The sequence below is a fragment of the Phycicoccus duodecadis genome, assembly GCF_002846495.1.
In the GTDB taxonomy this organism is placed as follows: domain Bacteria; phylum Actinomycetota; class Actinomycetes; order Actinomycetales; family Dermatophilaceae; genus Phycicoccus; species Phycicoccus duodecadis.
Genome location: NZ_PJNE01000001.1, coordinates 1,575,577 through 1,602,327 on the forward strand (window position 1 = coordinate 1,575,577; position 26,751 = coordinate 1,602,327).

Consider the following 26,751-nt stretch of genomic DNA (forward strand, 5'->3'; position numbering starts at 1 on the left):
CAGCTCCGCCGCAGGATCTACGGCGTCAGCCGGTGACGACGACCGTCTGTGCGGCCGAGACCCCGCCGACCACAAGATCGACGTCCGTCGGCACCGACCGCTTGACGACGGCCAGTGCCACCGGCCCGTCCTCGTGGTGGCGCGCCACGCTCGTCAGCCGCCCGACCTCGCGCCCGTCGTGCACGAGCGCCGCCCCCGCGTCGGGCAGGACGTGCCCGGAGCCGTCGAGGTGCAGGAACACCAGCCGCCGGGGCGGCCGCCCCAGGTTGTGCACCCGCGCGACGGTCTCCTGGCCGCGATAGCAGCCCTTGTGCAGGTGCACCGCGGTGCGCAGCCAGTCGACCTCGTGGGGGATGGTGCGATGGTCGGTCTCGGCGCCGAGTCGTGGGCGCCAGGCCGCCACCCGCAGTGCCTCCGCGGCCCAGGTGCCGGCCATCGGGCGGTCGCCCACGGTCTCCTCGAGCGACGCCCGGGGCACCAGCAGCTCGCGCCAGGCGCGACCGGCCGCGGGGTGCCCCTCGAGCGGCCCGTACGCGACGGTGTCGCCGACCAGCCCGGGCCACGGGTCGACCCAGGCCAACGGCTCGCCCTCGACCGACTCGGTGCCGATGGGCTCGCCGAGCACCGCCCAGTCGGCGGTGACGTCAGCCACCTCGACCTGCAGCATGAACCGCATCGACTCCAGCCACGCGACCAGGGCCGGGGCCGTGCCGGGCTCGAGCGAGAGCCAGGTGGTGGTGCCGTCGTCGACCAGGTGCAGCGCGTGCTCGACGTGCCCCTTCGGCGAGAGCACCAGGGTCTCGCGGGACTGCCGCGGCTCCAGGCCGGTGAGGTCCTGGGTCGTCATCGAGTGCAGCCAGCCGAGGCGGTCGGGCCCGGTGACGGTGACGACGTCGCGGTGCGAGAGGTCGACCACGGCCAGGCCCTCCGCCAGCAGGCGCTGCTCGCGCATCGGGTCGCCGTAGTGCGAGGCCACGCCGGCATCGGCGGCATCCGCCTGGACGGCGCCGTGGCGCGCGAGCAGGGGCGAGGGGTTGTCGAGCGAGATGGTCACAATGCCTCCCGGCAGGTTCGGCACAGGCCGTGCACGGCGGCATGGCTCACGTCGGCGGCGAAGCCCAGCTGGTCGTCGACGCGCGCGACGAGCTCGTCGGCCATCTGGAGCGGCACCTCGCCGACCCAGCCGCAGCCGCGGCAGACCACGTGCAGGTGGGTGGCGTGCTCGGCCAGGTGGTAGCTCGGCGACCGGTGGTCGACGTGGGTGTGACCGACCAGCCCGAGCTCCTGGAGGGCGTCGAGCGAGCGGTAGACGGTCGACACCGGCAGCGCTGCACCGCCGTCGTCACCCACCGAATCGGTGATCTCGTCGGGGGTGGCGTGGCCGAGCCGGCCCACGGCGGCCAGCACCCGCTCGCGCTGCGTCGTGAGCCGCTTGCCCCGCGCACGCAGCTGCGCTCCGAGATCGCTCACGACTCCAATGTAGGCCGGACGCCGGTGGCCGGCCGCATCGCTTCCTACACTGAGGTGGTGACGGACTCGCGAACGGACTCGACGCTCGACGCCCTGGGCTTCGACGCCGACGACGACCCGAGTGCCGGCGACCCCTCCGGGCCGGGCGGGACACCGCCCGAGTCGCCGGGCCGGCACGGGCGCGGTCGCCGGGGCCGCCGCATCCTCACCGTGCTGCTGGTCGCGGTGCTGTTGGTCGTGGCCGGGGTGGTCGGCTTCGCCGGGTACCTGGGCGTCACCGTCGACCGCAACGTGACCCAGCAGGCGCTGCTGCCCGGGCCCCAGGACAACCCCACCACCGCCCCCGACGGCAGCACCATCCCCACGAAGGGCGTCGGCACCAACTTCCTGGTGATCGGTACGGACGGGCGCAGCAAGACCGACCGCGGTCGCTCCGACGTCATCGTCATCGTCCACGTCCCGGCCGACCCCACGGCCATCCAGATGATCCACTTCCCCCGCGACCTGTACGTGTCGATCCCCGGGCACGGCAAGAACAAGATCAACGCCGCCTACGCCTTCGGCGGCGAGCCGCTGCTGGTCCGCACGCTGCAGGACCTGCTCGGCATCCGCATCGACCACGTGGCCCGCACCGACTTCGGCGGCTTCAAGGCCATGACCGACGCGGTCGGCGGCGTGCGCGTGTATGCCGAGGAGGCCAACAACGCCTCGGGCAACGGCGGCACCGTGGTCAAGAAGGGCTGGAACGACTTCGACGGCGCCGAGGCCCTGGGCTTCGTCCGCGAGCGCTACGAGCTGAGCGAGGGGGACATCTCGCGTGGCCGCCGCCAGCTGGCGTTCATCAAGGCCCTGCTGCTCAAGGCCACGAGTGCCGAGACCCTGCGGAACCCGCTCACGGTCGCCCGGTTCACCGACGCCGCGACGACCAACCTGGTGGTCGACCAGAACCTCGGCGTCAGCCAGATGAAGGACTACGCCCTGGCGCTCAAGGGCATCCGCGGCAACGACGTCGTGTTCGCGACCGCGCCCTTCACCGGGTTCACGATGGACCCGGTGGCCGGCAGCATCGACGTCGTCGACCCCGCGAAGATGGCCCTACTCGGCAAGGCCCTGCGCACGGACACCATGGACACCTACCTGGACGTCTTCCAGACGCCCTGACCCGCCCCGATGCCCGGAGGCGAGCCCCCCGGGCGGGTCACTCGACGCGCTTGAGCTCGGCCGAGACGTGCGACTGCAGCGGCTGGTCGACCGCGGCCATGTCCATGACCCACATCAGCCCGCTGTCGACGTAGCCGTAGAGCCGGTGGGCCGCGGTGTACTCCTTGGCCTCGGGGCTGCGCATGACGCCGTCGGTGCGCAGCTCGACCTTGGCGGGCTCGGCGTGGCCGGCGTACATCTCGACGAAGCCCGTGGGATGCGCCAGCAGCAGCTCGACGTTGGTGCCGTCGGTGGCCTCGGTGACCGGGCGCCAGAAGCCGAGCTCGGTCGCCAGCGGGCGCACCTGGTTGCCGTCCTCGTCGAGGAGCCAGGTGCGTGACTCCCAGCGCAGGAAGCGGCGGCCGTCGTGGCTGCACACGATCTCCTGCCCGAACCGGGCCGACTCGATGGTGGGGTAGCCCACGAGCCCGGCGCCCGCCCAGCGGCCCACGAGCCAGGCGAGGGGGGCGAGGTCGGCGTGCAGGGTGGTGTCGAGCTGGAAGACCATACGCTCCAGTCTATGGACTCCTCCGCGAGCAGCCTCGTCGTCAAGGTCACCTGCGGCCCCGAGGCCCTCGAACGGCTCAACCAGGGCTTCACGGTGGCCGCCACGGCGCTGGCCTCCGGGCTCGCGGTCAGCCTCTGGCTCACGGGCGAGGCCACCTGGATGGCGGTGCCGGGGCGGGCCGAGGAGCTCCTCCTGCCGCACGCGGCCGCGCTGGCCGAGCTGCGCGACGCGGTGCTCGAGGGTGGCCGCCTGACCGTGTGCGGGCAGTGCGCGGCCCGCCGCGGCCTGGTCGAGGCCGACCTGGTCGCGGGGGCGGTCATCCGGGGGGCGGCGGCCTTCGTCGAGGAGGTCGTGGCGCCCCGGGCGCGCGCCCTCGTCTACTGACGCCCGGTCTCAGCCGACGAGCGCGAGGCCTCAGCCGACGAGCGCGAGCGCGACGCCGTACGCCACGACGCCGGGGACGAGGACGCCGGCCGCCGCCGAGGCCAGCTGCCCGCGCATCGAGGTGACCGGCGGCAGCACCGAGAGCACCCGGCGCAGCGCGTGCGAGACGGCGGCCGACAGGAGGCCCACCAGCGCGGCCGCCGACGCCGACGGCGCGCCCAGGACGCTCGCGCAGACCAGCCCGGTGGCACCACCCAGCACCATCGCCAGCGGCAGCAGCCACGGCCGCAGCCGCACGTAGCCGACGACGAGGTCGACCAGCGAGGAGACCGCCACGGCGGCGAAGGCCGCGATGGCGAGGTCGGCCCGGCGGACGTCGCCCGTGAGCGGCAGCCACGTCGTGCCCACCGCGACCAGGGCGAGCCCGAAGGCGGTGATGCCGATCGACTCGGTGAGACGCGGGCGGCCGTCGCGACGCAGGATCTGGTGCACGAACATCAGGCCCAGGCCCACCGCGAGCGCCACCGGGACCAGGCGCAGGCCGGGGACCCCGTCGGGCAGCACGGCCGACACCGGGGCCAGGACGGCGGTGACCCCGACCGCCAGGGACGCGCCGAACCGGCTCGAGCTGCCCAGCAGCCGCGGCCAGCCCCACGACAGGACCAGCCCGCACCACGCCAGGGCGGCAGCCACCAGCACCGGGTCGGTCCGCACCGCCGGGATGACCAGGGTGCACAGCACGATGCTCGCGACGACGACGACCGGCCGCGGCACCGTGGCCATGGCCGGCAGCAGCGGTGCCCTCAGGGACGCCTCGCGCCGGGCCCGGCGACTGGCGCGGGTCTCGGCCGTCTGCTGGTCCACGTCGGGCATCCTCGCATCACCCACCGGCGAAGGGCGGGAGCACCTCGACCAGCGCACCGGGCGCCAGCGCGGCGTCGGGGCCGGAGGCGGCGAGGCCGTCGACCAGGAGCGTGCAGACCGGCAGGACCGCCTCCAGGGCCGGATGTGCCGCGACCAGGGCCGCCTGGAGGCCGCCGACCGTGGGCGGCGCCTCCACCTCTGCGGCGTCGATCCCGGTGGCCGCGCGAGCGCCCGCCCAGAAGCGGACGGTGACCGTGGCCGTCGCCACGGACGCCGTCCCACGGGTGTGTGCGTCCTGCTGCCCTGGTTCCATGACCGCCTATCCTGGGGGGCGATGGCCCACCTGTTGCTGCTGACGAACACCTTGGCGCCCAGCGCCGAGGTCCTTCCGGCGCTCGGGCTCCTCAGCCACCATGTTCGCATCCTTCCGGCCGAGGCGTCCGCCCTGGTCGACGCCCCGGACGCCGACGCCGTGGTGGTCGACGCCCGCCGGGAGCTGGCCATGGCCAGGTCGCTGTGCCGGGTGCTCACCACCACGGGGGTCGCGGCTCCGCTCGTCGTGGTCGTCACCGAGGGCGGGCTCGCGGGCCTCACCAGCGAGTGGGGGGTCGACGACGTCATCCTCGACACCGCCGGCCCCGCCGAGGTCGAGGCCCGGCTGCGGCTGGCCATCGGGCGCCGGGCGGAGACCGACCCCCAGGAGGGTGGCCCCATCACCGCCGGGTCGCTGGTCATCGACGAGACGACCTACTCCGTGCGGCTGCGCGGGCGCCTGCTCGACCTCACCTACAAGGAGTTCGAGCTGCTGAAGTACCTGGCGCAGCATCCGGGCCGGGTGTTCACGCGCTCGCAGCTGCTCCAGGAGGTGTGGGGCTACGACTACTTCGGCGGCACCCGCACCGTCGACGTCCACGTGCGGCGGCTGCGGGCCAAGCTCGGCATCGAGCACGAGCTGCTCATCGGCACCGTGCGCAACGTCGGCTACCGGTTCGTCCCCGAGGCGGCCGCCGAGCTCGACGAGCTCCAGCAGGTCGACGGCTGACGTGGCGGCGACCGAGCGGCTCGACGCCGTCGACGACTCGGGTACGGCCGAGGTGCTCGCGCTCGCGTCGCGGGCGGCCGACGTCGACGGGGTCGGCGCGGTGTCCGAGGCCTTCCGCCTGGCCCTGGGCCCGTCGCGTGACGGCGTGGTGCACCTGCTGCGCCGCGCCGACGACGGCGTGCTGGTCGGGTACGCGCAGGTGGCCGCGGCCGGGACCCCCGACGCCGCCGCCGAGCTCGTGGTCGACCAGTCCGCCCGCCGGGTGGGCCACGGGCGGGCGCTGCTGGACGCCGCGGTCGGTGCCGGGGCGCGCAGCGTCTGGGCCCACGGCGACCTCGAGGGCGCGCGGGCCCTGGCGGCCTCCGCCGGGCTGGCCCGCAGCCGTGAGCTGTATCGGATGGAGCGCCCGCTCGCCGACGCCGATGCCGCCGACCCGGTTCTGCCGCAGGGGTACTCGGTACGTGCGTTCCAGCCGGGGCGCGACGACCACGACTGGGTGCGCCTCAACGCCGCCGCCTTCGCCCATCACCGCGAGCAGGGCCGGCTCACCCTCGACGACCTGCACGAGCGGATGGCGCAGCCCTGGTTCGACGCCGCCGGCTTCCTCCTGGTCGAGCGCGAGGGCCGGCTCGTGGCGTTCCACTGGACCAAGGTCGAGCCCGGCTCCACGGCAGGGCGGGCCCACGGTTCCGATCCGAGCGCAGCGAGGAGCGGGACCGGGGAGGTCTATGTGGTGGGGGTCGACCCGGCCGAGCAGGGCCGTGGGCTCGGTGGGCCCCTGACCGGGCTGGGCCTGGCCCACCTCGCACGCCGGGGGCTGGCCACGGTCGACCTCTACGTCGATGGCGACAACACCGCAGCCCGCCGCACGTACGGCCGCCTCGGCTTCGAGGACGTCGCGCTCGACGTGCAGTACACCGTCGCCGCCACCTGACCGGGCCGGCCCCGACGCCGCACCGCTCGCCCATTTCCCCGCCGTCACAGGGATGACGCGGATCCTCCGGCGACCCGCGGATGCATCCGCGTCCTGGGCCGGTTTCCGCGCCGTCACAGGGATGACGCGGATCCTGACCCGCCCGGGCCCGACCTGACAGGATGGAGGCATGACGGCCGAGCCCCGAGTCACCCCGGACAGGCCGGGCACCAGCGCCCGCGACACCGCTGCCGACGCCTCCGCCGAGGCGGCCATCGTCAGCGAGGTCTCGATCGCGAGCGCCTCCGCCAGCGAGACCCGCCACCAGGCCCAGCCCCGCAGCGCCAACGGCCGCTTCAGCCGGGCCGCGCAGCAGCCCCCGTCCGAGGTGGACCACGGCCTGCCGGCCGACCGCTTCCTCGACCGTGAGATCTCGTGGCTCCAGTTCAACGAGCGGGTGCTCCAGCTGGCCGCCGACGAGCACGTGCCGCTCCTCGAGCGGGCGCGCTTCCTCGCGATCTTCGCCCAGAACCTCGACGAGTTCTTCATGGTGCGCGTCGCGGGGCTGAAGCGCCGCATCGCCACCGGCATCGCGGTCCGCTCGGCCTCGGGGCTCGAGCCGCGCGAGGTGCTCGAGCAGATCTCGCACGTGGCCCACGAGCTGATGACGATGCACGCGCGCGTCTACGCCGAGCAGGTCCGGCCGGCGCTCGAGGACCAGGGCGTCACCATCGTGCGCTGGGACGAGCTCTCCGACGACGAGCACGCCCGGCTGGCCTCGGTCTTCACCGACCGGCTGTTCCCCGTGCTCACCCCGCTGGCGGTCGACCCCGCGCACCCCTTCCCGTACATCTCGGGGCTCTCGCTCAACCTCGCCGTCATCCTGGTCAACCCCAAGACCGGCAAGGAGCACTTCGCCCGCGTCAAGGTGCCCCCGATGCTGCCGCGCCTGGTGCGGGTCGAGCCGGGCCCCGACGAGTCGCCGCTGGCCGACATGTACGACACCCGGTTCGTGCCGCTCGAGGACGTCATCGCGGCGCACCTCGACCACCTCTTCCCCGGGATGGACGTCGTCGAGCAGTTCACCTTCCGGGTCACCCGCAACGAGGACCTCGAGGTCGAGGAGGACGACGCCGAGAACCTGCTGACGGCGCTCGAGCGCGAGCTCACCCGCCGGCGCTTCGGGCCGCCGGTGCGCCTCGAGGTCGAGGAGGAGATGGACGACCACGTCCTCGACCTCATCGTGCGCGAGCTCGGCGTGGCCGGGTCCGAGGTCTACCGACTGCCGGCGCCCCTCGACCTGCGCGCGCTCAACGTCATCGCCGACCTCGAGCGCTCGGAGCTGCACTACGAGCCGTTCGTGGCCCGGACCAACCCCGACCTCGCGCCCACCGAGTCGGCCAAGGCGCGTGACATCTTCGCCTCCATCCGCAAGCAGGACGTCCTGCTCCAGCACCCCTACGACTCGTTCTCCACGTCGGTGCAGGCCTTCCTCGAGCAGGCCGCGTCCGACCCGCACGTGCTGGCCATCAAGCAGACGCTCTACCGCACCAGCGGTGACAGCCCGATCATCGACGCCCTCATCGACGCCGCCGAGGCGGGCAAGCAGGTCCTCGCGGTCGTCGAGATCAAGGCGCGCTTCGACGAGGAGAACAACATCTCGTGGGCCCGCAAGCTCGAGCACTCGGGCGTGCACGTGGTCTACGGCATCGTCGGGCTCAAGACCCACGCCAAGCTGTGCCTGGTCATCCGCCAGGAGGCCGAGGGGCTGCGCCGCTACTGCCACGTCGGCACCGGCAACTACAACCCCAAGACGGCGCGGCTCTACGAGGACCTCGGCCTGCTCACCGACGACCAGCAGGTGGGTGAGGACCTCGGGCGGCTGTTCAACCAGCTCTCGGGCATCGCGCCCCGCAGCCGGTTCAAGCGCCTCCTCGTGGCGCCGCGCTCGGTGCGGGCCGGGCTGATCGCCCACATCCAGCAGGAGATCGAGCAGGAGCGGGCCACCCCGGGCAGCGGCCTGATCCTGTGGAAGGTCAACTCGATCGTCGACGAGCAGACCATCGACGCCCTCTACCGCGCCTCGCGGGCCGGCGTCCGGGTCGTGCTGTGGGTGCGCGGCATCTGCTCGCTGCGCCCGGGCGTGCCGGGGCTGTCCGAGACCATCGAGGTGCACTCGGTGCTGGGCCGGTTCCTCGAGCACTCGCGGGTCTTCTACTTCGGCGGCGGCGGCGACCCGGTCGTCTACATCGGCAGCGCCGACATGATGCACCGCAACCTCGACCGCCGCGTCGAGGCCCTCATCCGGCTCACCGACGAGCGCCACCTCGAGGACCTGCGATCGCTGCTCGAGCGCGGCGCCTCCGAGCGCTACGCCCGCTGGGTGCTGAGCGGCGACGGCCGCTGGACCCGCCACCACCTGGGCCCCGACGGCACCCCGCTCGACGACCTCCAGACCGCCATGGTCGAGATGCACGCCAAGCGCCGCCGCAAGGCGCGGCGCCGCTGACCGGCGCCTCCATGCCGACGTCGATCCCCGCGGCCGGGACGCTCCCGTGGCGCGTGTCCGAGCACGGGCTCCAGGTGGCGATGGTGCACCGACCGCGCTACGACGACTGGTCGTGGGCCAAGGGCAAGCTCGACCCGGACGAGGAGTGGGCCCCGGCCGCGGCCCGCGAGACGCACGAGGAGACCGGGCTGGTGGTCCGCCTGGGCGTGCCCCTGCCGGAGGCCCGCTACACGGTGCTGGCCCGCGACGGCAGCCCGGCCGAGAAGGTCGTGCGGTACTGGGCGGCCGAGGTCACCGGCGGCGACGGGCGCCTGGTCAACGAGATCGACGACGTCGCGTGGCTGGACCCCCGCACGGCCCACGACCGCCTCGACTACGCCCGCGACCGTGACCAGCTGCGCGCGCTGGTGCGCCACCACCAGGCGGGGACCCTCACGACCTGGCCGCTGGCGCTGGTGCGGCACGCCCACGCCGTCCCACGAGGAGCCTGGAAGGGGGATGACGACCGCCTGCGTCCGCTCGACGACAGCGGCCGCGCCCGGGCCCGCACCCTCGCCCCGGTCCTGGAGGCCTTCGGTGTGCGCCGGCTGGTCAGCTCGCCGTCCGAGCGCTGCACCGCGACCCTCGCCCCCTACGCCGCGGCGACCGGCCGGCGGCTGCGCCGGCACGACGAGCTCTCCGAGGAGGGCTACGCCGCCGACCCCACCGGCGCCGTGCTCCGCCTGCAGAAGATCCTCGACCGGGGCCGCCCCGTGGCCGTGTGCTCGCACGGGCCGGTGCTGCCCGCCCTGGTCGACGTGCTCGTCGGGCTGACCGGCGATGCCGCCGGACCCCACCGGGGCCGGCTGGTCGAGGCCGGCGCCGACCGGCTGGCCAAGGGCGAGGCGCTCGTCTGCCACGTCGCCGGCGCCGGCGCCGACGCCCGGGTCGTCGCCGTCGAGCGCCACCTGCCCTGACGCCGCATCCCGCGCCCCGTCCGCCCACCCGGTCCCGGCCGCGGCATAGCGGACCGGCCGTCCTTCCGCGCTCGAGCACACCCGGGCGTCCCCGACACCTGACCATCCCGTCGGCAAGTGCTCGGGTGGCGTTCACGAGCCGTTCACCCACGACGGGCCGCGCCGTCATCCGGTGTCCCTACCGTCCAGGACGTCGGGCGATGCCGCCCGGCCCCACGTCCCCTTGACACCTCCGAGAGGTACATCAGTGAAGACGCTTCGACTCGGCCAGATGGCGAGCCTCGCCCTGGTCGGTTCCATCGCCCTCGCCGGCTGCGGCTCCGACAACAACGCGAGCGGTGGCGGTTCCGCCTCCGCCAGCGGCTCCACCGGAGCCTCGTCGGCCCCCGCCGCCGACTGCTTCGAGGGCACCCTGAACGCCGAGGGCTCGTCCGCGCAGAAGAACGCCATCGAGGAGGCCGCCGCCTCCTACAGCGCCGCCTGCCCCGGGGCGACGGTGAACTACAACCCCAGCGGCTCCGGCACCGGTATCAAGCAGTTCATCGCCGGGCAGGTCGACTTCGCCGGCTCCGACTCGGCGCTGAAGACCGAGCCCAAGGACGGCAAGGTCGAGGCCGACGAGGCCGCCAAGGCCTGCGGCTCGCCCGCGTGGAACATCCCGATGGTCACCGGCCCGATCGCGATCGCCTACAACGTCAAGGGCGTCGACTCGCTGACCCTGACCCCCGACGTCGCGGCGCAGATCTTCGACGGCAAGATCACCACCTGGAACGACCCGAAGATCGCCGCGGTCAACTCGGGTGTGACCCTGCCCAGCACCGCCATCAAGGTCTTCTTCCGCTCCGACGAGTCGGGCACGACCGAGAACTTCACCAAGTACCTCAAGGCCGCCGCTCCGAACGCGTGGAGCTACGACCCCGCCAAGTCCTGGCCGGCCGCCGGTGAGGGCAAGGAGAAGTCGGCCGGTGTCTCCGAGGGCGTGAAGTCCACCGACGGTGGCATCACCTACGTCGAGTGGAGCTACGCCAAGGACAACAACCTCGGCGTCGCCAAGGTCGACAACGGCGGCGGCGCCGTCGAGCTGACCGGCGAGAGCGTCGGCAAGGCCGTCGAGGCCGCGAAGCAGGACGGCCAGGGCAACGACCTGCGCCTCAAGCTCGACTACGCCACCAAGCAGGCCGGCGCCTACCCGATCCTGCTCGTCACCTACGAGATCGTCTGCTCGAAGTACAAGGATGGTGCCACGGCCACCAAGGTCAAGAGCTTCCTGAAGCACTTCGCCGACCCGGCCACCCAGAAGAGCCTCGAGGACATCGGCTACGCGCCGCTGCCCAGCTCCATCGAGGAGAAGGTCCAGACCGCCATCGCGGCCATCTCCTGATCCACCGGCGCTCCGGCGCCAGCCCGGCCGGCCCCGCGAGGGGCCGACCGGAACCGCCACGGGGGCGGGCCGCGAACCGGCCCGCCCCCATCGGCACGAGAACGACCAGCCCCGCACAGGAAGTCGTGAGGACCCCGTGACCACCTCCATCACCGGCCGCTCGGCCGTGGACGACGACCCCTCCGGACCCGTCGGCGACCGCGCCTCCACCGGCCGGCTCGGCGACCGGATCTTCGGCGGCCTGGCCCTGGGCTCCGGCCTGCTCGTCGTGGGCATCGTGACCCTGGTCGGTCTGTTCCTGCTGTGGCAGGCGGTCCCGTCGCTGATGAAGAACGAGGCGAACTTCCTCCTCTCCCGCGAGTGGAACCCCAGCGGCGAGCACCCGCGCTTCGGCATCGTCGACCTGGTGTGGGGCACGCTGGTCACGTCGGTCATCGCGATGCTGATCGCGGTCCCGCTGGGGGTGGCGGTGGCCCTGTTCATCACCCAGTACGCGCCCCGGTGGCTGTCGCGGCCCGCGGCCTCCACCATCGACCTGCTGGCGGCCGTCCCGTCGATCGTCTACGGCTTCTGGGGGCTGAAGATCGCCGGCGACTACTTCCAGCCCGTGGCCGACGTCCTGCAGCGGACCCTGGGCTGGATCCCGCTGTTCACCAACGAGAACATCAGCGCCAAGAGCACGTTGGCGTTCGCCGGCGTGGTCCTGGCGATCATGATCCTGCCGATCGTCACCGCCATCTCGCGTGAGGTCTTCGCGCAGGTGCCGACGACCCACAAGGAGGGCGCCCTCGCCCTGGGCGCGACCCAGTGGGAGATGATCCGCGTCGCCGTCCTGCCCTACGGCCGGCCCGGGGTCATCAGCGCCGCCATGCTGGGACTGGGCCGAGCGCTCGGTGAGACGCTCGCGGTGCTCATCCTGCTGTCCACCCTCAACCCCAACGCCGACTGGACCTTCTCGATCTTCAACGGCGGCTCGACCTTCGCGTCGCGGATCGCCCAGGGCGCCGGCGAGTTCGACACGCCGCAGAAGACCGGTGCCTACATCGCCGCCGGTCTCGTCCTCTTCATCGTGACCTTCGTCGTCAACGCCGCGGCCCGCGTGGTCATCGAGCGCAGGAAGGCCTTCACCGAATGAGCACCGTGCAGCTCGACCACGCCGCCGCCCCTCCGGCGGCCGGGGCGTCCCCCGGGGGCGGCCTCGGCGAGAAGTCCGGCGGCCGCGCAGCCAAGGACCTCACCGCCCGCGTCCTGATGTGGCTGGCGTTCGCCGTGGCCGTCCTCCCGCTGGCCTGGATCCTGGGCGCCACGCTCGTCAAGGGCGGCCACATGCTCCTCGACGCCACGTGGTGGACCAACAGCCAGGCTGGCATCACCTCGCGTCGGGTCGGCGGCGGGGCCGTGCACGCCATCCAGGGCACGCTCGTGCAGGCCCTGGTGACGGCGCTGATGTCGGTACCGGTCGGGGTGCTGACCGCCGTCTACCTCGTCGAGTACGGGCGCGGGCGCCTGGCCCGGGTCATCTCCTTCATGGTCGACATCCTGACCGGGGTGCCCTCGATCGTGGCCGGCCTCTTCATCTACGCGCTGTGGGTGACCACCTTCGGGTTCCAGCGGGTGGCGTTCGCCGTCTGCCTGGCCCTGACGCTGCTGATGATCCCCACGATCGTGCGCTCCACCGAGGAGATGCTCAAGCTGGTCCCCAGCGAGCTGCGCGAGGCGTCGTACGCGCTCGGCGTGCCGAAGTGGAAGACCATCATGCGCGTCGTGGTGCCCACGGCGTTCTCCGGCATCGTCACGGGGATCCTGCTCGGTCTGGCCCGGGTCATGGGCGAGACCGCGCCGCTGATCATCCTGGGGCCGTACACGAAGGTCATCGCCACCGACCTCTTCAACGGCCTGATGGCGACGCTGCCCACGATGATCAACCAGGACCGCACCGAGGCCCTCCAGCCGGCCGTCGACCGCGTGTGGGGCGCGTCCCTGACCCTCATCCTCATCGTCTTCCTCCTCAACCTGCTGGGCCGCGTCATCGGCCGGTTCAGCAAGGTCAAGGGCTGACCGCCTCACCGACCCCCCACCCCGGGACGAAAGAGACACCGACACCATGGCCAAGCGCATCGACGTCAAGGACCTCGACATCTACTACGGCGACTTCAAGGCCGTCGAGGGGGTGACGATGACGGTGGAGCCCCGCTCCGTCACCTCGTTCATCGGCCCCTCCGGCTGCGGCAAGTCGACCGTGCTCCGCACCCTGAACCGGATGCACGAGGTCATCCCCGGTGGCCGCGTCGACGGCTCGGTCATGCTCGACGACGAGGACCTCTACGCCTCCACGGTCGACCCGGTGGCGGTGCGTCGCACGGTCGGGATGGTCTTCCAGCGGCCGAACCCGTTCCCGACCATGTCCATCCGCGACAACGTCGCCGCCGGACTGAGGCTCAACGGGATGAAGAACAAGAAGAAGCTCGACGAGGTCGTCGAGCGCTCCCTCCAGGGCGCCAACCTCTGGAACGAGGTCAAGGACCGGCTCGACAAGCCGGGCGCGGGCCTCTCGGGCGGCCAGCAGCAGCGGCTGTGCATCGCGCGCGCCATCGCCGTGAACCCGCAGGTGCTGCTGATGGACGAGCCGTGCTCGGCCCTCGACCCCATCTCGACCCTGGCCATCGAGGACCTCATCAACGACCTGAAGTCCGACTTCACCATCGTCATCGTCACGCACAACATGCAGCAGGCGGCCCGCGTCTCGGACCAGACCGCGTTCTTCAACCTCAAGGCCACCGGTGAGCCCGGGCGGCTGGTCGAGGTCGGCGACACCCAGCGCATCTTCTCCAACCCCACCGAGAAGGCCACCGAGGACTACATCAGCGGCCGCTTCGGCTGACCGCCCCCCCACCCCGACTTCGTGCGACTTACACACGTTCTCGCCGGCGAGGGGCTGCGAGAACCGTGTGTAAGTCGCACGAAGCCGTCATCCACAGGGGCGGCCGGAGCGGGGCGTCGTCCACAGGCGCGCCATGGGCCGTTGCCGCCCCTCCGCTCGTGTGGCGAGCATCGGGCGATGCACCTCGACCTCGGCGCCCTTCCCGCCGTCTTCCTCGCCCGAGAGGCGGCGGACCTCCGGCTCGACGCCCGGCGGCTGTCCACCGGGGTGGGCAACGGGCAGCTGCTCCGCCTCGCTCGCGGCCTCTACGCCGATCCCGCCCGCTGGCCGACGGATGCCGTCTCCCGGCACACGTTGATGGCGGCGGCCGCCCAGCGCGCGGTCACGGGCTGCGCCGTGAGCCACGTTAGCGCGGCGTTGTCCCTCGCGCTGCCGAACCCGCGTGGCCCTTTCCCCAGGCCCGCCGTCACGGTCGACGACCATCTCCGCTCGCGGTCACCCGGCGCGTGGGCCACCCTCCTGCGCGGCGAGCTCCCCGCCGAGCACACGGAGACCGTCGACGGGCTACGACGCACGGTGCCCGCCCGCACGGTCGTCGACTGCGCGCGGCACCTCTCGGTCGGTGACGCTCTCGCCATCGCGGATGCCGCGGTGCGCGCCGGCGTGACCTCGCCGGCGGCCCTCCGGTCGATGCGCGACACCCAGCGCCACTGGCCCGGGGTCACCCGCGCCGACCAGGTGCTCCGGCTGCTCGACCCCCGGCGTGAGGGCTGGCTGGAGTCGTGGTCCGCCGCCGCCTTCGAGCGCCTCGAGCTGCCCCGGTGGATGCCCCAGGTCGTCGTCCGCGACGAGCACGACCGCTTCCTCGGTCGGGTCGACGGCTTCTGGCCCGAGCTCGGCGTCGTGGCCGAGGCCGACGGCCGCGGCAAGTATCTGGGCGATGTCGACCCTGCCCTGGACCGCAGCCCGGAGGCCATGGCCGGCCGCGTCCTCTCCGCCGGCGAGCGCGAGGTGGGGCTGCGCTCGTGCGGGGTCGGGGTGGTGCGGTGGACCACGACGGAGATCACGCGCCAGCAGCTGCTGGTCACCGCGCGGTGGCGCTCCGAGGTGCAGCGCACCGACCCGCGCCGCATCCGCGCCACCTTCACCTGCTCCTGCTGCGGGGCGCCCGTGACCTCGTGCGACATCGGTACGGATTTCTGGGCGTCCGCCGCGTAGAACCGCACCGATGTCGCACGAGGTCGTGGATGGGGCCGGGCGGATGAGGGCGGAGCGGGCGGCCCGCTCAGGTGAGGGGCGAGAGCAGCCCGTAGACGAGCGCCGCGGCCAGCCCGGCCCCGGGGAAGGTGAGCACCCAGGCCAGCACGATCGAGCGCGCCACGCCCCACCGCACGGCCTTGGCCGACCGCGTCGCGCCCACCCCGGTGATGGCTGCGGTGATGGCGTGCGTCGTCGAGATGGGCGCGCCGGTGGCCGTCGCCACGTACAGCACCGAGGCCGCCGTGGCCTCGGCCGCGAAGCCCTGCGGCGGGTCGAGGTGGATGATGCCGCGCCCGAGCGTGCGCATGATCCGCCATCCCCCGGCCGCCGAGCCCAGGCTGAGCACCACCGCCGACAGCGCGATCACCCACAGCGGCACCGAGGGGTCGTCCGCCGGCTGGTGCCCGGCCGCCACCAGGGCGAGCGCCACCACGCCGGCCGTCTTGGTCGCGTCCTGCATCCCGTGCCCGAACGCCATCGCCGCGGCCGAGACCGTCTGGGCGTACCGGAAGCCCCGCGCCGTGGGCCCCGGCGAGGCCCGCCGGAAGATCCACAGGATGGCGGTCATCACCAGGAAGCCGCCCACGACGCCCACCACCGGCGACACCACCATCGGGATCGCGACCTTGTCGCGCACGCTCCCCCACTGCACGCTCGCCCCGGCCGCCAGCGCCGCGCCCCCGAGCCCGCCCACCAGGGCGTGCGTCGACGACGAGGGCAGCCCCCGCCACCAGGTCAGCAGGTTCCACCCGGTGGCCCCCACGAGGGCCCCGACGCACAGCACGATCCCGGTGGCCCCGGTGGGCACCACCACGATGTCGGAGCCGATGGTCTCGGCGACGCGCATCCCGGCGAACGCGCCGAGGAGGTTCATCACGGCCCCGAGACCCAGCGCGATGCGCGGGGTGAGGGCCCGCGTCGTCACCGAGGTCGCGATGGCGTTCGCCGCGTCGTGGAAGCCGTTGGTGTAGGTGAAGCCCATCGCGAGGACGACGACGAGCGCGACGGGCCACCAGTCCACGACGGTCAGGACTCCCGGACCGCGATCGCCTCGAGCGTGAGCGCCACGTGCTCGAAGCCGTTGGCGGTGGCCTCGAGCGCGTCGATGATGTCCTTGTGCTTCATCACCGTCAGGGGGTCGGCCTTCTTGACGTTGAAGAGGTCGGCCAGCATCCGGCGGTACTGCTTGTTGGCGCGGTTCTCGAGCCGGTTCACCTCGACCCAGTAGTCGCCGAGCTCCTTCAGCGAGCGCATCCTGGGCATCGCGTCGACCGTCAGCTCGGCCATCCGCGAGATGATCTCGACCTGCTTGGCGACCCGCGGCAGCACCTCGTCGACCTGGTAGAGCACGATCAGGTCGACCGCGGCCTCCATCAGGTCGACGCACTGCTCGAGCGCGATCGCCAGCGTGTGCATGTCGGCCCGGTCGAACGGGGTGACGAACGAGCCGGCGACGCGGCGGATGATCTCGTGCGTGGCCTCGTCGGACGCGGCCTCGATGTCGTGCATCCGGCGCAGGATGTCCTCGCGCTCGTCGGCGTCGGCCCCCAGCAGCAGGGTCAGCTCGCGGGCACCCTCGACCAGCTGCTGGGCCGAGGTGGCGAACAGCGCGTAGAACGTCGGGTCCTGCGGGGTGAGGCGAAAGCCCACGGTTCGGTCTCCGGATGGTCGGCCCAGTGCTGGCTACAGGCTAGAGCCAGCGCGGGCCGCTCACGAACAGGGTCCGCGGATCCTGGGTGCCGGTGTGGACGGTGGGGTGGGGCGACGCGCCTAGCGCGGGGCGTCGTCGGGGCCGGGATCGGCCACGACGCCCTCGGCCGGGGGCTCGGCCGCCTCCGCCCCGCCGGGCTGCTCGAGGCCGTCGACGCCCAGCACCTCGTCGATGGTCGACTGGCTCATCGGCCCGTCGGCGTCGGCCGCGGCCAGCACGAGGGCACCGACGAGGTCGATCTCGCCCTGGAGATCGTCGTCGGTCAAGGAAGGGTCACCCTGCATCCTCATACGGTAGGTCCGACCCGACCACCCCCGCTCGTTGTCCACAGGGCAATGTCGCATCGGCCGGGTCGCGGCGCCGAACGGAGGAGGGGTGTGGGTGCAGGACCGGGAGCACCTCTCGGTGCGAGGCCGCTCGTAGCGGCTGATGTTGGGACCCGGGGCTGCCGCGGTCCTGCACCCACGACAGACCCTAACGCCCCACCCCGGCGGATGTGTTCCGCCCGTCGAACCCGGGAGGGCGGCATCCGGAGGGCCGCGGGTCCACCAGCGGGACGAAGGGCCGACCAGCCGGGGTCAGTCGAGGTCGCCGGCCCGCCAGAGGGCGGCGCTCTTGCGCAGGTCCTCGCCGGTGGTGAGCAGCGCGGCCCCGCTGCGGGTCAGGCCGCTGGCGCCGGCGGGGTCGAGGGCGTCCTGGTCGTGGGCGAGCTCGGCGCGGCCGGCGGCGATGACGGCGCAGAAGGCCGCGGCCCGCTCGAGCGCCACGGCGAGGTCGCCGTCGAAGACGCCGGCCAGGATCTGGTCGGCCACCCGCTGCAGCTCCTCGGGGCGCGGCGGCTCGGCGATGCCGGCCACGGCGTGCGCCACGTCGGTGAAGCGGATGCCGGCGGCGTACTCGCGGCTGGCCTCCTCGGGGCTGCGGCGGACCCACTCGCGCAGCGCGTAGAGGCGCCACAGCGCACCGGGGAGGGACCGGGCCGGGCGCGCCGCCCACAGGTCGGCCACCGTGGGCAGCCCGAGGTCGTCGACCAGGCCCACGAGGCGAGAGGTGACCTCGGGGTCGCGGGCCGCCCGGCCGGTGCCGACGAGGATGGCGGCCGTCTCGTGCGCGACCTCGGTCACCTCGGCCGGCCCCGGCAGCAGGCCGCCATGGGCCTCGAGGTTCTCGGGGCCGAACTGGAGCGGTCGCCGCGGGAGCGGGCGGCCTCCGTCGCTGGTCATCGAGCCAGTCTGACAGGTGGCCCTGCCCGGGGCTTGCGGACCCGTCACCTGCGACGTCGTGCCACCGGCGGCTAGGTTGGACCGGACCCGAGGCGCACCCACGCCGTCCGCTCAGCCCAGGAGGACCGATGCCCGACGAGGGTTCGGCCGCAGCCAAGGCCGCTCACGCACCCGCCCCCGACGCCGACGTGAAGGCCGACTCCCCCACCGACGTGACCCAGCGGGGGTGGCGCGTCGTGCTGCGCTCGAGCGTCGCCGAGTTCCAGCGCGACCAGTGCACCGACCTGGCCGCCGCGCTCACCTACTACTCGGTGCTCTCGGTCGCCCCCGGGCTGCTGGCGCTGGTCTCGCTGCTCGGGCTCGTCGGCCAGGGGCAGAGCACCGTCGACACCATGCTCGGGCTGCTCGGGCAGCTCGGCCAGGGCGACGTCGCCGACACCCTGCGGGGGCCCATCGCGGACATGGTCAAGAGCCAGGCGGCTGGCTTCACCTTCGTCATCGGCCTGCTCACGGCCCTGTCGTCGGCGTCCGGCTACGTCGGGGCGTTCGGCCGGGCCCTGAACCGCGTGTACGGGGTCGACGAGGGGCGCCCGATCTGGAAGCTGCGCCCGCTCAACCTCGGCGTCACCCTGGGCCTCGTGCTGCTCGGCGGTCTCGTGCTCGTGGGGCTGGTCGTCACCGGGCCGGTCACCCGCGCGATCGGGGGCGTGATCGGTCTCGGCGACCAGGCGGCCTCCGTCTGGGACATCGCCAAGTGGCCGGTCATCCTGCTGGTGGTCATGGTGATGGTCGCGCTGCTCTACTACTTCACGCCCAACGTGCGGCAGCCGAGCTTCCGCTGGGTCTCGCCCGGCGCGGTGCTGGCCATCCTGGTGTGGGTGCTGGCGTCGGTCGGGTTCGGCTTCTACGTCGCGAACTTCGGCAAGTACGACGCCACCTACGGCTCCCTCGGCGGCGTCATCGTCTTCCTGCTGTGGCTGTGGATCACGAACATCGCGCTGCTGCTCGGGGCCGAGGTCGACGCCGAGCTCGAACGGGTGCGCGAGCTCGAGGCCGGCATCCCGGCGGAGCGCTCCCTGCAGCTGCCGCCGCGCGACACCAGCGGGTCGGTGAAGGCCAAGGAGAAGCTCGAGGAGCGCGTGGCCGCCGGCCGCGAGCTACGCCTGGCGTCGGCCGGCGGCGGGCCGCGCGAGGAGCAGACGCCGGAGGCCGGGCGGCCCGTCCACCTCGAGCCCCTCCCGTCCCAGGGGGCACGTGCGCGTACGCGGGCCTGAGCCCTACCCCCGAATGCATTTCACAAACCCTCAACATTGCAGGTCAGCACCGGCGTGATGGCGCCTGTCGCCGCACTACCCTGGTCGACGTGAGCACAGGACGACGCCGGTGAACCGGCTCCAGCAGGACTACTGTCTGGGCGGTCGCTACCTGCTCGACACCCGGATCGCGTCCGGGGGGATGGGTGACGTCTGGGCCGCCCACGACGGCACCCTCGACCGCACGGTCGCCGTCAAGGTGCTGCGCCCCCTCACCGACGGGGAGCCCGTCTTCGCGCGCCGCTTCCGCGACGAGGCCCTCTTCACCGCCGGGCTGCGCCACCCGAACATCGCGCAGATCTACGACTACGGCGAGGAGGACTCGCTCGCGTACCTGGTGATGGAGCTCGTGCCGGGTGAGCCGTTGTCGACCACCGTGCAGCGTGAAGGCGCCCAGTCGCCCGAGTTCGTCCGGTCGGTGATGGCGCAGGCCGCCCTCGCTCTCGGCGCCGCGCACGAGGCCGGGGTCGTGCACCGTGACGTCAAGCCCGGCAACATCCTGGTGAGCCCCGACGGCACGGTGAAGCTCACTGACTTCGGCATCGCCCGAGCCCTCGACGGCTCCGGGCACACGCGCACGGGTGAGGTGCTGGGCACCCCGCACTATCTCTCTCCCGAGCAGGCGATGGGCGAGGCCGCGACCGGCGCCTCCGACCTCTACGCCCTCGGCATCGTGGCCCACGAGCTGCTCACCGGGCGAAGGCCTTTCGAGAAGCTGACGCCCGTGGCCACCGCCCTCGCCCAGGTGAACGACCCGCCCCCGCCGCTGCCGGCCCACGTGCCCCCGGCGCTGCGGCTGCTCGTCGAGCAGTGCCTGGCCAAGGCCCCCAGTGCGCGGCCGGCCAGCGCCCGCGAGCTCGGGGAGCGGCTGGGGTCCCTCGACGATGTCGCCGTCAGCGGGGATGCCGTCCCCGCGGTGGAGGTCCTGGGTGCCGCCGCCGAGGCGGAGGCCATCGCTGTAGAGGCCGCCGAGGCGCCCGGAGGTCCCGCGGGCACGATGTTCGGGCCCGGGCCGGTGCACACCCCCGTGCCGCACCGGCCGGCCGGTGCCCACCGGCCTGCCGCGGCGACGCCGATCGTGCGCCGCGTGCGCGGCCCGCGAAGCACCCGGGTGCACTGGGCATGGATCCCGGCGACCGGCGTCCTCACCGTGCTGGCCACCGCCCTGGTGCTGGCGGCCCTGCGGTGACGAGCATCCGGGCGACGTCGTCGGGCACGGCGCCCTGCGGCCCGGGAATCTCCGAGGCAGCTCACAGCGTTCCCCCAGCCCGATCGGGCACAACTGGACGCGTCCGGGCGTTGACCCTCACAACTGGAGCACGGGACCTGACGCAGTCCGGCCGCGGCCCACGGCCCCACGAATGCACAAAAGATGAGACAAACCTTTGACGGACCCCGCTGACCTGGGCATACTCAACACCCCCGGGATCGACGACGGACCCTCATCACGACGGAAGGTGCACGACGATGGCCACTGACTACGACGCTCCCCGGGTACGCGAGGGCGAGGACGAGAAGAACGACACCCTCGTCGAGCTCGATGCCGCCCGCTCCCGCACGACCACCGACCTCCTCGAGGAGGACACCGAGGCGACCGACGGCCTGACGCTGCCGGGTGCCGACCTCTCCGACCTCTCGCTCGAGGTCCACGTCATCCCCCAGCAGGCCGACGAGTTCTCCTGCATCGGGTGCTTCCTCCTGGTGCACCGCTCGCAGGAGTCCAAGCCCGGCACGCACCTCTGCCGCGACTGCGCTGCCTGACACACCCTCAACACCTTCCGCCCACGGGCGGGGTGCCGGCCCCTCCTCCAGACCGGCACCCCGCCCGTTGTCGTCGGATGAGGCGGCGGATGCGTCGCCACAGGGTCAGCGCGCTACTGTCGGTCGCGCGTTCGGTCGGTATCGGTCGGCGCAGCGGGCCTCTAGCTCAATGGTAGAGCTGCGGACTTTTAATCCGTAGGTTGTGGGTTCGAGCCCCACGGGGCCCACCATCACTGCACGTCAGCGACGTGCTGGTCGTTAGAATGCCGACCCAACACGGGGCGGCAGGACACATGACAGGACACGTGTCGCTCATTGCCCGTCCCGACGACGGGGTTGCGGCCGCTGATGGTCATCCAGGGACTCGAGCGCCTCGGCGAGCTCGGCCGACACCGCGCGCCTACCCATGTAGACGTCCTGGGTCATCGAGACCCTCGAGTGGCCTAGCTGGTCGGCGATCATCCGGGCGCTGGCTCCCTTGCTGTCGAGTAGCGTCGCGACTGTCTTCCGGAATGTGTGCGGCGTGACCCACTCAAAGCCCGTGCCGGTGCGAACTCGCCGGAATGCGGCTCCCACGTTGTTGCGGTCGCGGTAGCCACCGAGCGAATCGGCGAAGACCGGGCCTCCTACTACGCCGAGCCGGGCCCGGCGGGCCTGGAGCATCGTGAGGCACCACCCCGGCAGCACGAGCACTCTCTGCGAGGAGCGCGTCTTGGGCCGCGACGCGACGAGACCCTTTCCCTTGACGCGGACGATGGTGCGCTGCACGCGCAGAGACCCTCGATCGGGGTCAATGTCGCTCCACCTCACTCCAAGCGCCTCGCCGAGGCGGAGGCCCGTGGCGAGGATGAAGCGGGCCAGCTCAGGTAGGTCGTGGCGGCGAGCGAACTCGTCAGCGTCGAGGATGTCGAGCCATTCTCGGATCTGGGCCGGCGTCATGGCTCGAGCCGTCCGATCTCGGTCGAGCTCGAGGGGCGCTGTGTCGCGCACCGGGTTGAACGGAAGGCCCCCTTGCCGCACGAGCCACCGAGAGATGCCGGACAGTACGGTCCGGCAAAGCTTCGCGGTCGAGTAGCCCTTGGTCCGGAGTACGCGTTGAAGGAAGCGGTCGACCCTGGGAACAGTCAGCTCACCGAGGCGCAATTCACCGATCCCGGGGCGGATGTGCTTCTGGACGGCGTGCCGGTAGAGGTCGAGCGTCGTGGCGCTACGCGTGCCCCGTTCGACTCGCTCCTCGAGAACCTCCAGCCACGCATCGGCCGCCTTGGCGAGGGACGACGAGGCCGTGAACCCGGGCTCGTCCCCGACGGTCAATGCGAGTTGGAGAGCCGTCATAACCTCCCGCCGGGCAGTAGCTCGCGTCGGCGCGTTCCGCCGAATCCGACGTCGCCTGCCGGAGTAGTCCCGGTAGTAGAGCATCGCGACGACGCTGCGGCCCTCCTTGGAGTAGGTGACGTCGCCGTACTCCCCCAGCCCCAGGCGCCTCATGACGCGACGTCGGTCGAAAGCCCAGCCACCCAGGCCTTAACGTCCTCCGGGCGGTACCGGAGCCGACGGCCGACCCGGCGCCCCGGAGGGCCGACGCCCTGTCCACGCCACGAGTAAAGGGTCTGCACCGGGACACCGAGGAAGTAGCTGGCGTCCTCGACACTCCACAGGCGATCCTCTGCCAGTGCCCAGTCGGTCATCCTGCTCGCCTCCTCATGCTCGTAGCCGCCGTTGCCGAATGGTTGTCCACAGGTGGATCTGCGCCCGCAAGCGCCTTGACGTACTCGTACTGCTCCCGCCAACGGCGCCGCTCGAGAACCGTCTCCATCAGAACGGTCGCCGACGTCCCCCCAGAGCTCACGACCGCGGCCCACACGAACCGCCCTGTGCCGTCCGGCGTTTCGACCTCAGCCGCCATGCGACGAGCCGACTCGACCTCGATCCCCGCAGCCTCCAGTGCCTCGCGGACCACCGCGGCCCGGTCTGCCCTGTGATCGGCGAGTGTCTTTCCGGACCAGCCGCGCGAGACCAAAACGCGACGCCCGCCAACCCCGAGGTGCTCCCGGTCATGTGCCTTGCTGAGGCATCGACCCGGCACCAGTCCGGGGCCGGCCTTCCTGGGCTGGACGCCGAAGCGGAGCCAGTTCGCGCAGTCCGGAGAGCACGGAAGCCAGCGCACCTCGTCATGGAGTCGGTCGATGTGCGCTTCGTAGCTCGAGTCCCGGGACTGATCGACATAGGTCTCGCCGACGGCCTTGGTGAGGTACTTGGTGAGGTAGCGGACCGACCGATCGGCGTCGGGAGTGCCGGCAAGCAACCCCTGCACGTCGAGCTGGCGGCCGAACCGCATCACGTGCGCAGGCTGCGCATCTTCGTCCTCCGCCAGCTCTGTCAGCGCGTCGGCCCAAGTCTGGAGCGGGTCGCCGGTGTGCGGGTCCAGATAGTCGAGGCCGTCCCACACAGGGAGTACGTCCCCGTATACCGGGCTGCTCATCTGGGGCCACCAAACCTGATGGTAGGTAGCGCGCGTCACCTGCGTGATCACGGCCCGGGGGATCGCGCCGCGGACCGCGACATGGAAATGGGGCGCTAGCCGACGCTGCCCCTCCACCGCCCCGAAGTACTGCACCTTAAAGCCGGCGCAACGCCGGAGGTTCTGGAACCACCGGTCCAGGAGCCGGGGGAAGTGCAGTGCGTCTAGAGCTGCCCGTCGGTAGTCGTAGTCGCTCCAGTTCTGCGGCGTACCGGTGCCAGGCGCGATCCGTCCGTAGCCAGGCAGTGTGAGCGTGATGAACATGGATGGTCGGTACGTCTTGCCGTCACCAGCGTGGAATACCTGGCCAATGGTGCGGTCTTCCTGAGGCCGTCGAGGCAGATCCGCAGCATCATTACGTCGACGGGTCGTTCGACCCTGACGTGTCGTCGCCGCGTCATCGACGGCCTCGGACTCACGGGGTGGTTCCTTGGGGCGGACAGGAATGTCGGGTTCGTCCTCGAGGTGCCACCCAGCGATGCACTGATGCATGCGCAGGGTCCGCGCTCGCGCGGCGCATGAGGGACATCGGGACTCGCGCGTCGACTGGCAGGGCAGGGCGACGAGCGCTGCCTCGCCTGTCTCCCGGTCGATCACCCGACGCAGGAGAGGGCGGATACAGACTCGCTCCTTGACCGCGTACTCCTGCACGGCATCGAGCGGGACGTCAGACGGCCTCATCGAGATCCCCATCCACTCGCTGGGCGAACGCGGACGTCACCACCGCACGCAGCGTCTCCCCTCGTTGCAGACGGCCATCGAGAGCAGCACGCTGCTCGGTGTCGAGACCGCCCCAGATGCCGTACTCCTCGCCGTACAGCAACGCGGCGGACAGGCAGCGCGCTCGAACCGGGCACGAGGCGCAGACCGAACGGGCCGACCGAGCCGCCGGCGTTCGGGGGTCCATGAACCAGGCGCCGCTCTCGTCGTTGGAGCACCGGCCGCGCAGACGCCAGCGGAGTCCGTCGAGTTCTCTGACCGCGGCCGCTGTTGCGCGCACGTGCGCAAGCGGGATGCCGAACGATCGAAACGCGACCCTGTGTGCCTGAATGGCGACGTTGTTCATGCCGCCTCCCCCTCCCTATCTCTGATCTGTTGCTCTCTCTCGTTCTGGTCCTTTGAGGCGCTCAGGGACGTGGAGAGGGCCAGTACGTCCTCGTCCGTGAGGTACGCGGAGCGGACCCTGCGCACGTCGCGGCTGCCCTCGATGCGCACGTAGGCCACGCCCGGAGTCAGCTCGGAGATGTGGTCGGCGCGAGCGCCTCGCTCCCGGGCACCGTCGCCGAGGACCATGTCGACCTGGATCGGGTTGTCGAGGCGCATAGCAATGCGCGTGGGGAACAGGTCACGCCAACTCACGACGTCCTTGCCAGGGTCCTGCACGGCGGCGATGACGGTGATGCCGACGGCCCGACCCTGAGTGAGCAGCAGGCCCAATGCGTGTTCGATGCGACGCACGACTGTGCGCTCGGCGAAGGCGCTGAGCGTCGCCAGCTCGTCGATGACGATGACCAGGTGCGGGCTCTCGGCAGAGGGTTGGTGGACGCGCTTGCCGTGAGTGGCGAGGTTAAGGCTTCGCCGGGTCTTGAGGTCGACCGCCTCCTCCAGCAGGTCACACATCGCCTCCGGTGACCCGCCTTCGAATCTGGCGAAGGCGCCGCGGCCGAGTCCGAGCTCCATCCCGCCCTTGGGGTCGAGAGCCCACACCTGCACCCAGCCGTCGCTAATCGCCGGCGCGAGCCCGTGTACCAGGCTCCACAGCACCGAGCCCTTTCCTGCGCCGGTCGCCCCGGCGATAAGCGCGTGGGTCGCCTGCACTCGAAAGCGCCAGATTCGGCCGTCGTCACCCAAACCCACGGGAATGCCGGCCAGCGCCACGTCCTTGGCGGGTTCGGGGCGGATCGCGTGGCGGAGCGGGTCGCATCGGCGCAGCTCGAGCCAGGCCCGACCCGGTCGCGCCGTGACGACCTGCGTGCCGTCGACGCCGAAGGCGTGCCCGACCGCATCTGAGTGGGCGGCAACGTCATCCGGTGTCATCCCAACCGGTAGGCGCAGGAGCAGCCGGTCGCGGCCGGAGCGGTCGACGACGACGCGCAAGATGTGGGGGACGAGCTGCTTCTTCGACCGGTCAAGGGCCGCCATTCCGTGCGGCTGGATTACGAGCCCACAGCGAGTCGCGACGTGTCGCCAGCGCACCCGGTACAACGGGGCACGCCAGAGCAGGATGAGCCGTGGCGCAGCCTGCCGCGTGAACGACGCGCGGTGCGCAAACCGCCATGTCGTGAGTGCTGCGGCGACTATGACCACCAGACCGCCGGCAGCGTAGAGGTTGAGCAGCCATACGGTCGCCGCGACAACCACCAAAATGGTCGCAGTGCCGACGTTGCGAGCCGCTGCCTTCACGACTGCGGCGACGAGGCGCAGGAGGAGCCACGTCGCGCGTACAACGGCCTCGAGGACGATCGACAACGGGTCGTCGGGTGCGACGTAGATGTCGTCACTGCGCGTTCTCATGACAGCTCCCGCACGACGTCCTGGTGCACCTCTCGGAGCAGACCCGCCACCTCTGCGACCTGACGCTCGAGCTGCATGACGGCCCGGTCCAGCTCGCGGTCGGGGCAGGTGTGCAGCATCGCGCGGAGAGCGACGATGGCCTCGTCGAGGATGTCGACACCCCGCACTAGGGCTCGGGTCTGGGCAGGGAGGTCGTCGGGCCCGACGCCCAGGAGCTGCGCCCACTCCAGCAGGCTCCCGGTGCGCATCAGGAACGCTCCCGCTTGGGCGCCGCGCACACGGGCCCCATGAGCCGAAGCACCTCGTCGTCTGAGGCCGAGTTGGCAGCATGGCGTCGCAT

At 72.1% G+C, this 26,751-nt stretch carries 29 protein-coding genes and 1 tRNA gene; 15 read left to right on the plus strand and 15 right to left on the minus strand.

Features of this window, described 5'->3' with window-relative positions; translation table 11 throughout:
• Positions 1-25: 25 nt before the first annotated feature.
• Together ygfZ and ATL31_RS07270 are read right to left on the minus strand one after the other, a co-directional pair.
• Entirely contained in the window at positions 26-1,054 is a 1,029-nt protein-coding gene (gene ygfZ, locus ATL31_RS07265; RefSeq protein WP_101395186.1) for a CAF17-like 4Fe-4S cluster assembly/insertion protein YgfZ, read from the minus strand.
• Complete coding sequence (locus ATL31_RS07270) at positions 1,051-1,470, minus strand: Fur family transcriptional regulator (RefSeq protein WP_101395187.1); 420 nt, start codon at positions 1,468-1,470, stop codon at positions 1,051-1,053. The genes ygfZ and ATL31_RS07270 overlap by 4 nt, the downstream gene beginning before the upstream one ends.
• Positions 1,471-1,527: 57 nt before the next feature.
• Here ATL31_RS07270 and ATL31_RS07275 point away from each other — a divergent pair, with 57 nt between their 5' ends.
• A complete protein-coding gene (locus ATL31_RS07275) occupies positions 1,528-2,631 on the plus strand; it encodes an LCP family protein (RefSeq protein ID WP_245862034.1) in 1,104 nt (367 codons plus the stop codon).
• A gap of 37 nt (positions 2,632-2,668) precedes the next feature.
• Here the strand turns inward: ATL31_RS07275 and ATL31_RS07280 are convergent, their stop codons facing one another.
• Positions 2,669-3,178: a heme-binding beta-barrel domain-containing protein gene (locus ATL31_RS07280; protein WP_101395188.1), complete on the minus strand. Its 510-nt coding sequence runs from the start codon at positions 3,176-3,178 to the stop codon at positions 2,669-2,671.
• A gap of 12 nt (positions 3,179-3,190) precedes the next feature.
• Between ATL31_RS07280 and ATL31_RS07285 the strand changes: the two genes are divergently transcribed.
• Complete coding sequence (locus ATL31_RS07285) at positions 3,191-3,562, plus strand: DsrE family protein (protein ID WP_101395189.1); 372 nt, start codon at positions 3,191-3,193, stop codon at positions 3,560-3,562.
• 30 nt (positions 3,563-3,592) lie between these two features.
• Here ATL31_RS07285 and ATL31_RS07290 read toward each other — a convergent pair whose 3' ends face one another.
• Complete coding sequence (locus ATL31_RS07290) at positions 3,593-4,426, minus strand: hypothetical protein (protein ID WP_101395190.1); 834 nt, start codon at positions 4,424-4,426, stop codon at positions 3,593-3,595.
• Between the two features lie 16 nt (positions 4,427-4,442).
• Complete coding sequence (locus ATL31_RS07295; RefSeq protein ID WP_245862036.1) at positions 4,443-4,694, minus strand: MoaD/ThiS family protein; 252 nt, start codon at positions 4,692-4,694, stop codon at positions 4,443-4,445.
• 66 nt (positions 4,695-4,760) lie between these two features.
• On the opposite strand from ATL31_RS07295, the gene ATL31_RS07300 reads away from it, so the two are divergent.
• The 9 genes from ATL31_RS07300 to ATL31_RS07340 all read left to right on the plus strand — a co-directional run bounded on the left by ATL31_RS07300 (position 4,761) and on the right by ATL31_RS07340 (position 15,326).
• Positions 4,761-5,468, plus strand: coding sequence for a winged helix-turn-helix transcriptional regulator (locus tag ATL31_RS07300; protein ID WP_101395192.1), 708 nt, complete (start codon positions 4,761-4,763; stop codon positions 5,466-5,468).
• 1 nt (position 5,469) lies between these two features.
• Positions 5,470-6,402, plus strand: coding sequence for a mycothiol synthase (gene mshD, locus ATL31_RS07305; RefSeq protein ID WP_101395193.1), 933 nt, complete (start codon positions 5,470-5,472; stop codon positions 6,400-6,402).
• A 169-nt stretch (positions 6,403-6,571) separates the two neighbouring features.
• A complete protein-coding gene (locus ATL31_RS07310; protein ID WP_101395194.1) occupies positions 6,572-8,890 on the plus strand; it encodes an RNA degradosome polyphosphate kinase in 2,319 nt (772 codons plus the stop codon).
• An 11-nt stretch (positions 8,891-8,901) separates the two neighbouring features.
• Entirely contained in the window at positions 8,902-9,846 is a 945-nt protein-coding gene (locus ATL31_RS07315) for an NUDIX hydrolase (protein WP_101395195.1), read from the plus strand.
• A gap of 247 nt (positions 9,847-10,093) precedes the next feature.
• On the plus strand, positions 10,094-11,227 hold the full coding sequence (gene pstS / locus ATL31_RS07320; RefSeq protein ID WP_101395196.1) for a phosphate ABC transporter substrate-binding protein PstS: 1,134 nt from the start codon (positions 10,094-10,096) through the stop codon (positions 11,225-11,227).
• A 136-nt stretch (positions 11,228-11,363) separates the two neighbouring features.
• Positions 11,364-12,362: a phosphate ABC transporter permease subunit PstC gene (gene pstC, locus ATL31_RS07325; protein ID WP_101395197.1), complete on the plus strand. Its 999-nt coding sequence runs from the start codon at positions 11,364-11,366 to the stop codon at positions 12,360-12,362.
• Positions 12,359-13,285, plus strand: a complete 927-nt coding sequence (gene pstA, locus ATL31_RS07330; protein ID WP_101395198.1) for a phosphate ABC transporter permease PstA — start codon at positions 12,359-12,361, stop codon at positions 13,283-13,285. The genes pstC and pstA overlap by 4 nt, the downstream gene beginning before the upstream one ends.
• 46 nt (positions 13,286-13,331) lie before the next feature.
• The gene (pstB, locus tag ATL31_RS07335) at positions 13,332-14,108 is read left to right on the plus strand and encodes a phosphate ABC transporter ATP-binding protein PstB (protein WP_101395199.1); all 777 of its coding nucleotides are present in this window, start codon (positions 13,332-13,334) and stop codon (positions 14,106-14,108) included.
• 177 nt (positions 14,109-14,285) lie between these two features.
• Positions 14,286-15,326 carry a hypothetical protein gene (locus tag ATL31_RS07340; protein ID WP_101395200.1) on the plus strand — a complete coding sequence of 347 codons (1,041 nt, stop codon included), beginning with the start codon at positions 14,286-14,288 and terminating at the stop codon, positions 15,324-15,326.
• 67 nt (positions 15,327-15,393) lie between these two features.
• Here ATL31_RS07340 and ATL31_RS07345 read toward each other — a convergent pair whose 3' ends face one another.
• From ATL31_RS07345 to ATL31_RS07360, 4 genes are all read right to left on the minus strand, one after another.
• Entirely contained in the window at positions 15,394-16,389 is a 996-nt protein-coding gene (locus ATL31_RS07345; protein WP_170062491.1) for an inorganic phosphate transporter, read from the minus strand.
• 5 nt (positions 16,390-16,394) lie between these two features.
• Positions 16,395-17,018 (minus strand): DUF47 domain-containing protein, encoded by a 624-nt coding sequence (locus tag ATL31_RS07350; protein WP_101395201.1) that lies wholly within the window; start codon positions 17,016-17,018, stop codon positions 16,395-16,397.
• A 120-nt stretch (positions 17,019-17,138) separates the two neighbouring features.
• Positions 17,139-17,363: a hypothetical protein gene (locus ATL31_RS07355; protein WP_101395202.1), complete on the minus strand. Its 225-nt coding sequence runs from the start codon at positions 17,361-17,363 to the stop codon at positions 17,139-17,141.
• 294 nt (positions 17,364-17,657) lie between these two features.
• Entirely contained in the window at positions 17,658-18,302 is a 645-nt protein-coding gene (locus tag ATL31_RS07360) for a hypothetical protein (RefSeq protein WP_101395203.1), read from the minus strand.
• 128 nt (positions 18,303-18,430) lie between these two features.
• Between ATL31_RS07360 and ATL31_RS07365 the strand changes: the two genes are divergently transcribed.
• From ATL31_RS07365 to ATL31_RS07380, 4 genes are all read left to right on the plus strand, one after another.
• On the plus strand, positions 18,431-19,576 hold the full coding sequence (locus ATL31_RS07365; RefSeq protein ID WP_211283978.1) for a YihY/virulence factor BrkB family protein: 1,146 nt from the start codon (positions 18,431-18,433) through the stop codon (positions 19,574-19,576).
• 109 nt (positions 19,577-19,685) lie between these two features.
• Complete coding sequence (locus ATL31_RS07370; RefSeq protein WP_245862040.1) at positions 19,686-20,804, plus strand: serine/threonine-protein kinase; 1,119 nt, start codon at positions 19,686-19,688, stop codon at positions 20,802-20,804.
• 278 nt (positions 20,805-21,082) lie between these two features.
• The gene (locus ATL31_RS07375) at positions 21,083-21,376 is read left to right on the plus strand and encodes a DUF4193 family protein (RefSeq protein WP_055816891.1); all 294 of its coding nucleotides are present in this window, start codon (positions 21,083-21,085) and stop codon (positions 21,374-21,376) included.
• Positions 21,377-21,531: 155 nt separating this feature from the next.
• Positions 21,532-21,606, plus strand: a tRNA-Lys gene (locus tag ATL31_RS07380).
• 82 nt (positions 21,607-21,688) lie between these two features.
• Here the strand turns inward: ATL31_RS07380 and ATL31_RS07385 are convergent.
• Genes ATL31_RS07385 through ATL31_RS16425 form a run of 6 tightly spaced genes read right to left on the minus strand, consistent with a single transcriptional unit; the run spans position 21,689 to position 26,659 of the window.
• Positions 21,689-22,864: a site-specific integrase gene (locus ATL31_RS07385; protein ID WP_245862043.1), complete on the minus strand. Its 1,176-nt coding sequence runs from the start codon at positions 22,862-22,864 to the stop codon at positions 21,689-21,691.
• Entirely contained in the window at positions 22,861-23,064 is a 204-nt protein-coding gene (locus ATL31_RS07390) for a helix-turn-helix domain-containing protein (protein ID WP_101395204.1), read from the minus strand. Before ATL31_RS07390 ends, ATL31_RS07385 begins: the two co-directional genes overlap by 4 nt.
• Complete coding sequence (locus tag ATL31_RS07395; RefSeq protein ID WP_101395205.1) at positions 23,061-24,590, minus strand: replication initiator; 1,530 nt, start codon at positions 24,588-24,590, stop codon at positions 23,061-23,063. The genes ATL31_RS07390 and ATL31_RS07395 overlap by 4 nt, the downstream gene beginning before the upstream one ends.
• A complete protein-coding gene (locus ATL31_RS07400; protein ID WP_101395206.1) occupies positions 24,565-24,963 on the minus strand; it encodes a WhiB family transcriptional regulator in 399 nt (132 codons plus the stop codon). The genes ATL31_RS07395 and ATL31_RS07400 overlap by 26 nt, the downstream gene beginning before the upstream one ends.
• Complete coding sequence (locus tag ATL31_RS07405; RefSeq protein WP_158239803.1) at positions 24,960-26,411, minus strand: FtsK/SpoIIIE domain-containing protein; 1,452 nt, start codon at positions 26,409-26,411, stop codon at positions 24,960-24,962. Before ATL31_RS07405 ends, ATL31_RS07400 begins: the two co-directional genes overlap by 4 nt.
• Positions 26,408-26,659 carry a hypothetical protein gene (locus tag ATL31_RS16425; protein WP_158239804.1) on the minus strand — a complete coding sequence of 84 codons (252 nt, stop codon included), beginning with the start codon at positions 26,657-26,659 and terminating at the stop codon, positions 26,408-26,410. Before ATL31_RS16425 ends, ATL31_RS07405 begins: the two co-directional genes overlap by 4 nt.
• Positions 26,660-26,751 lie beyond the last annotated feature (92 nt).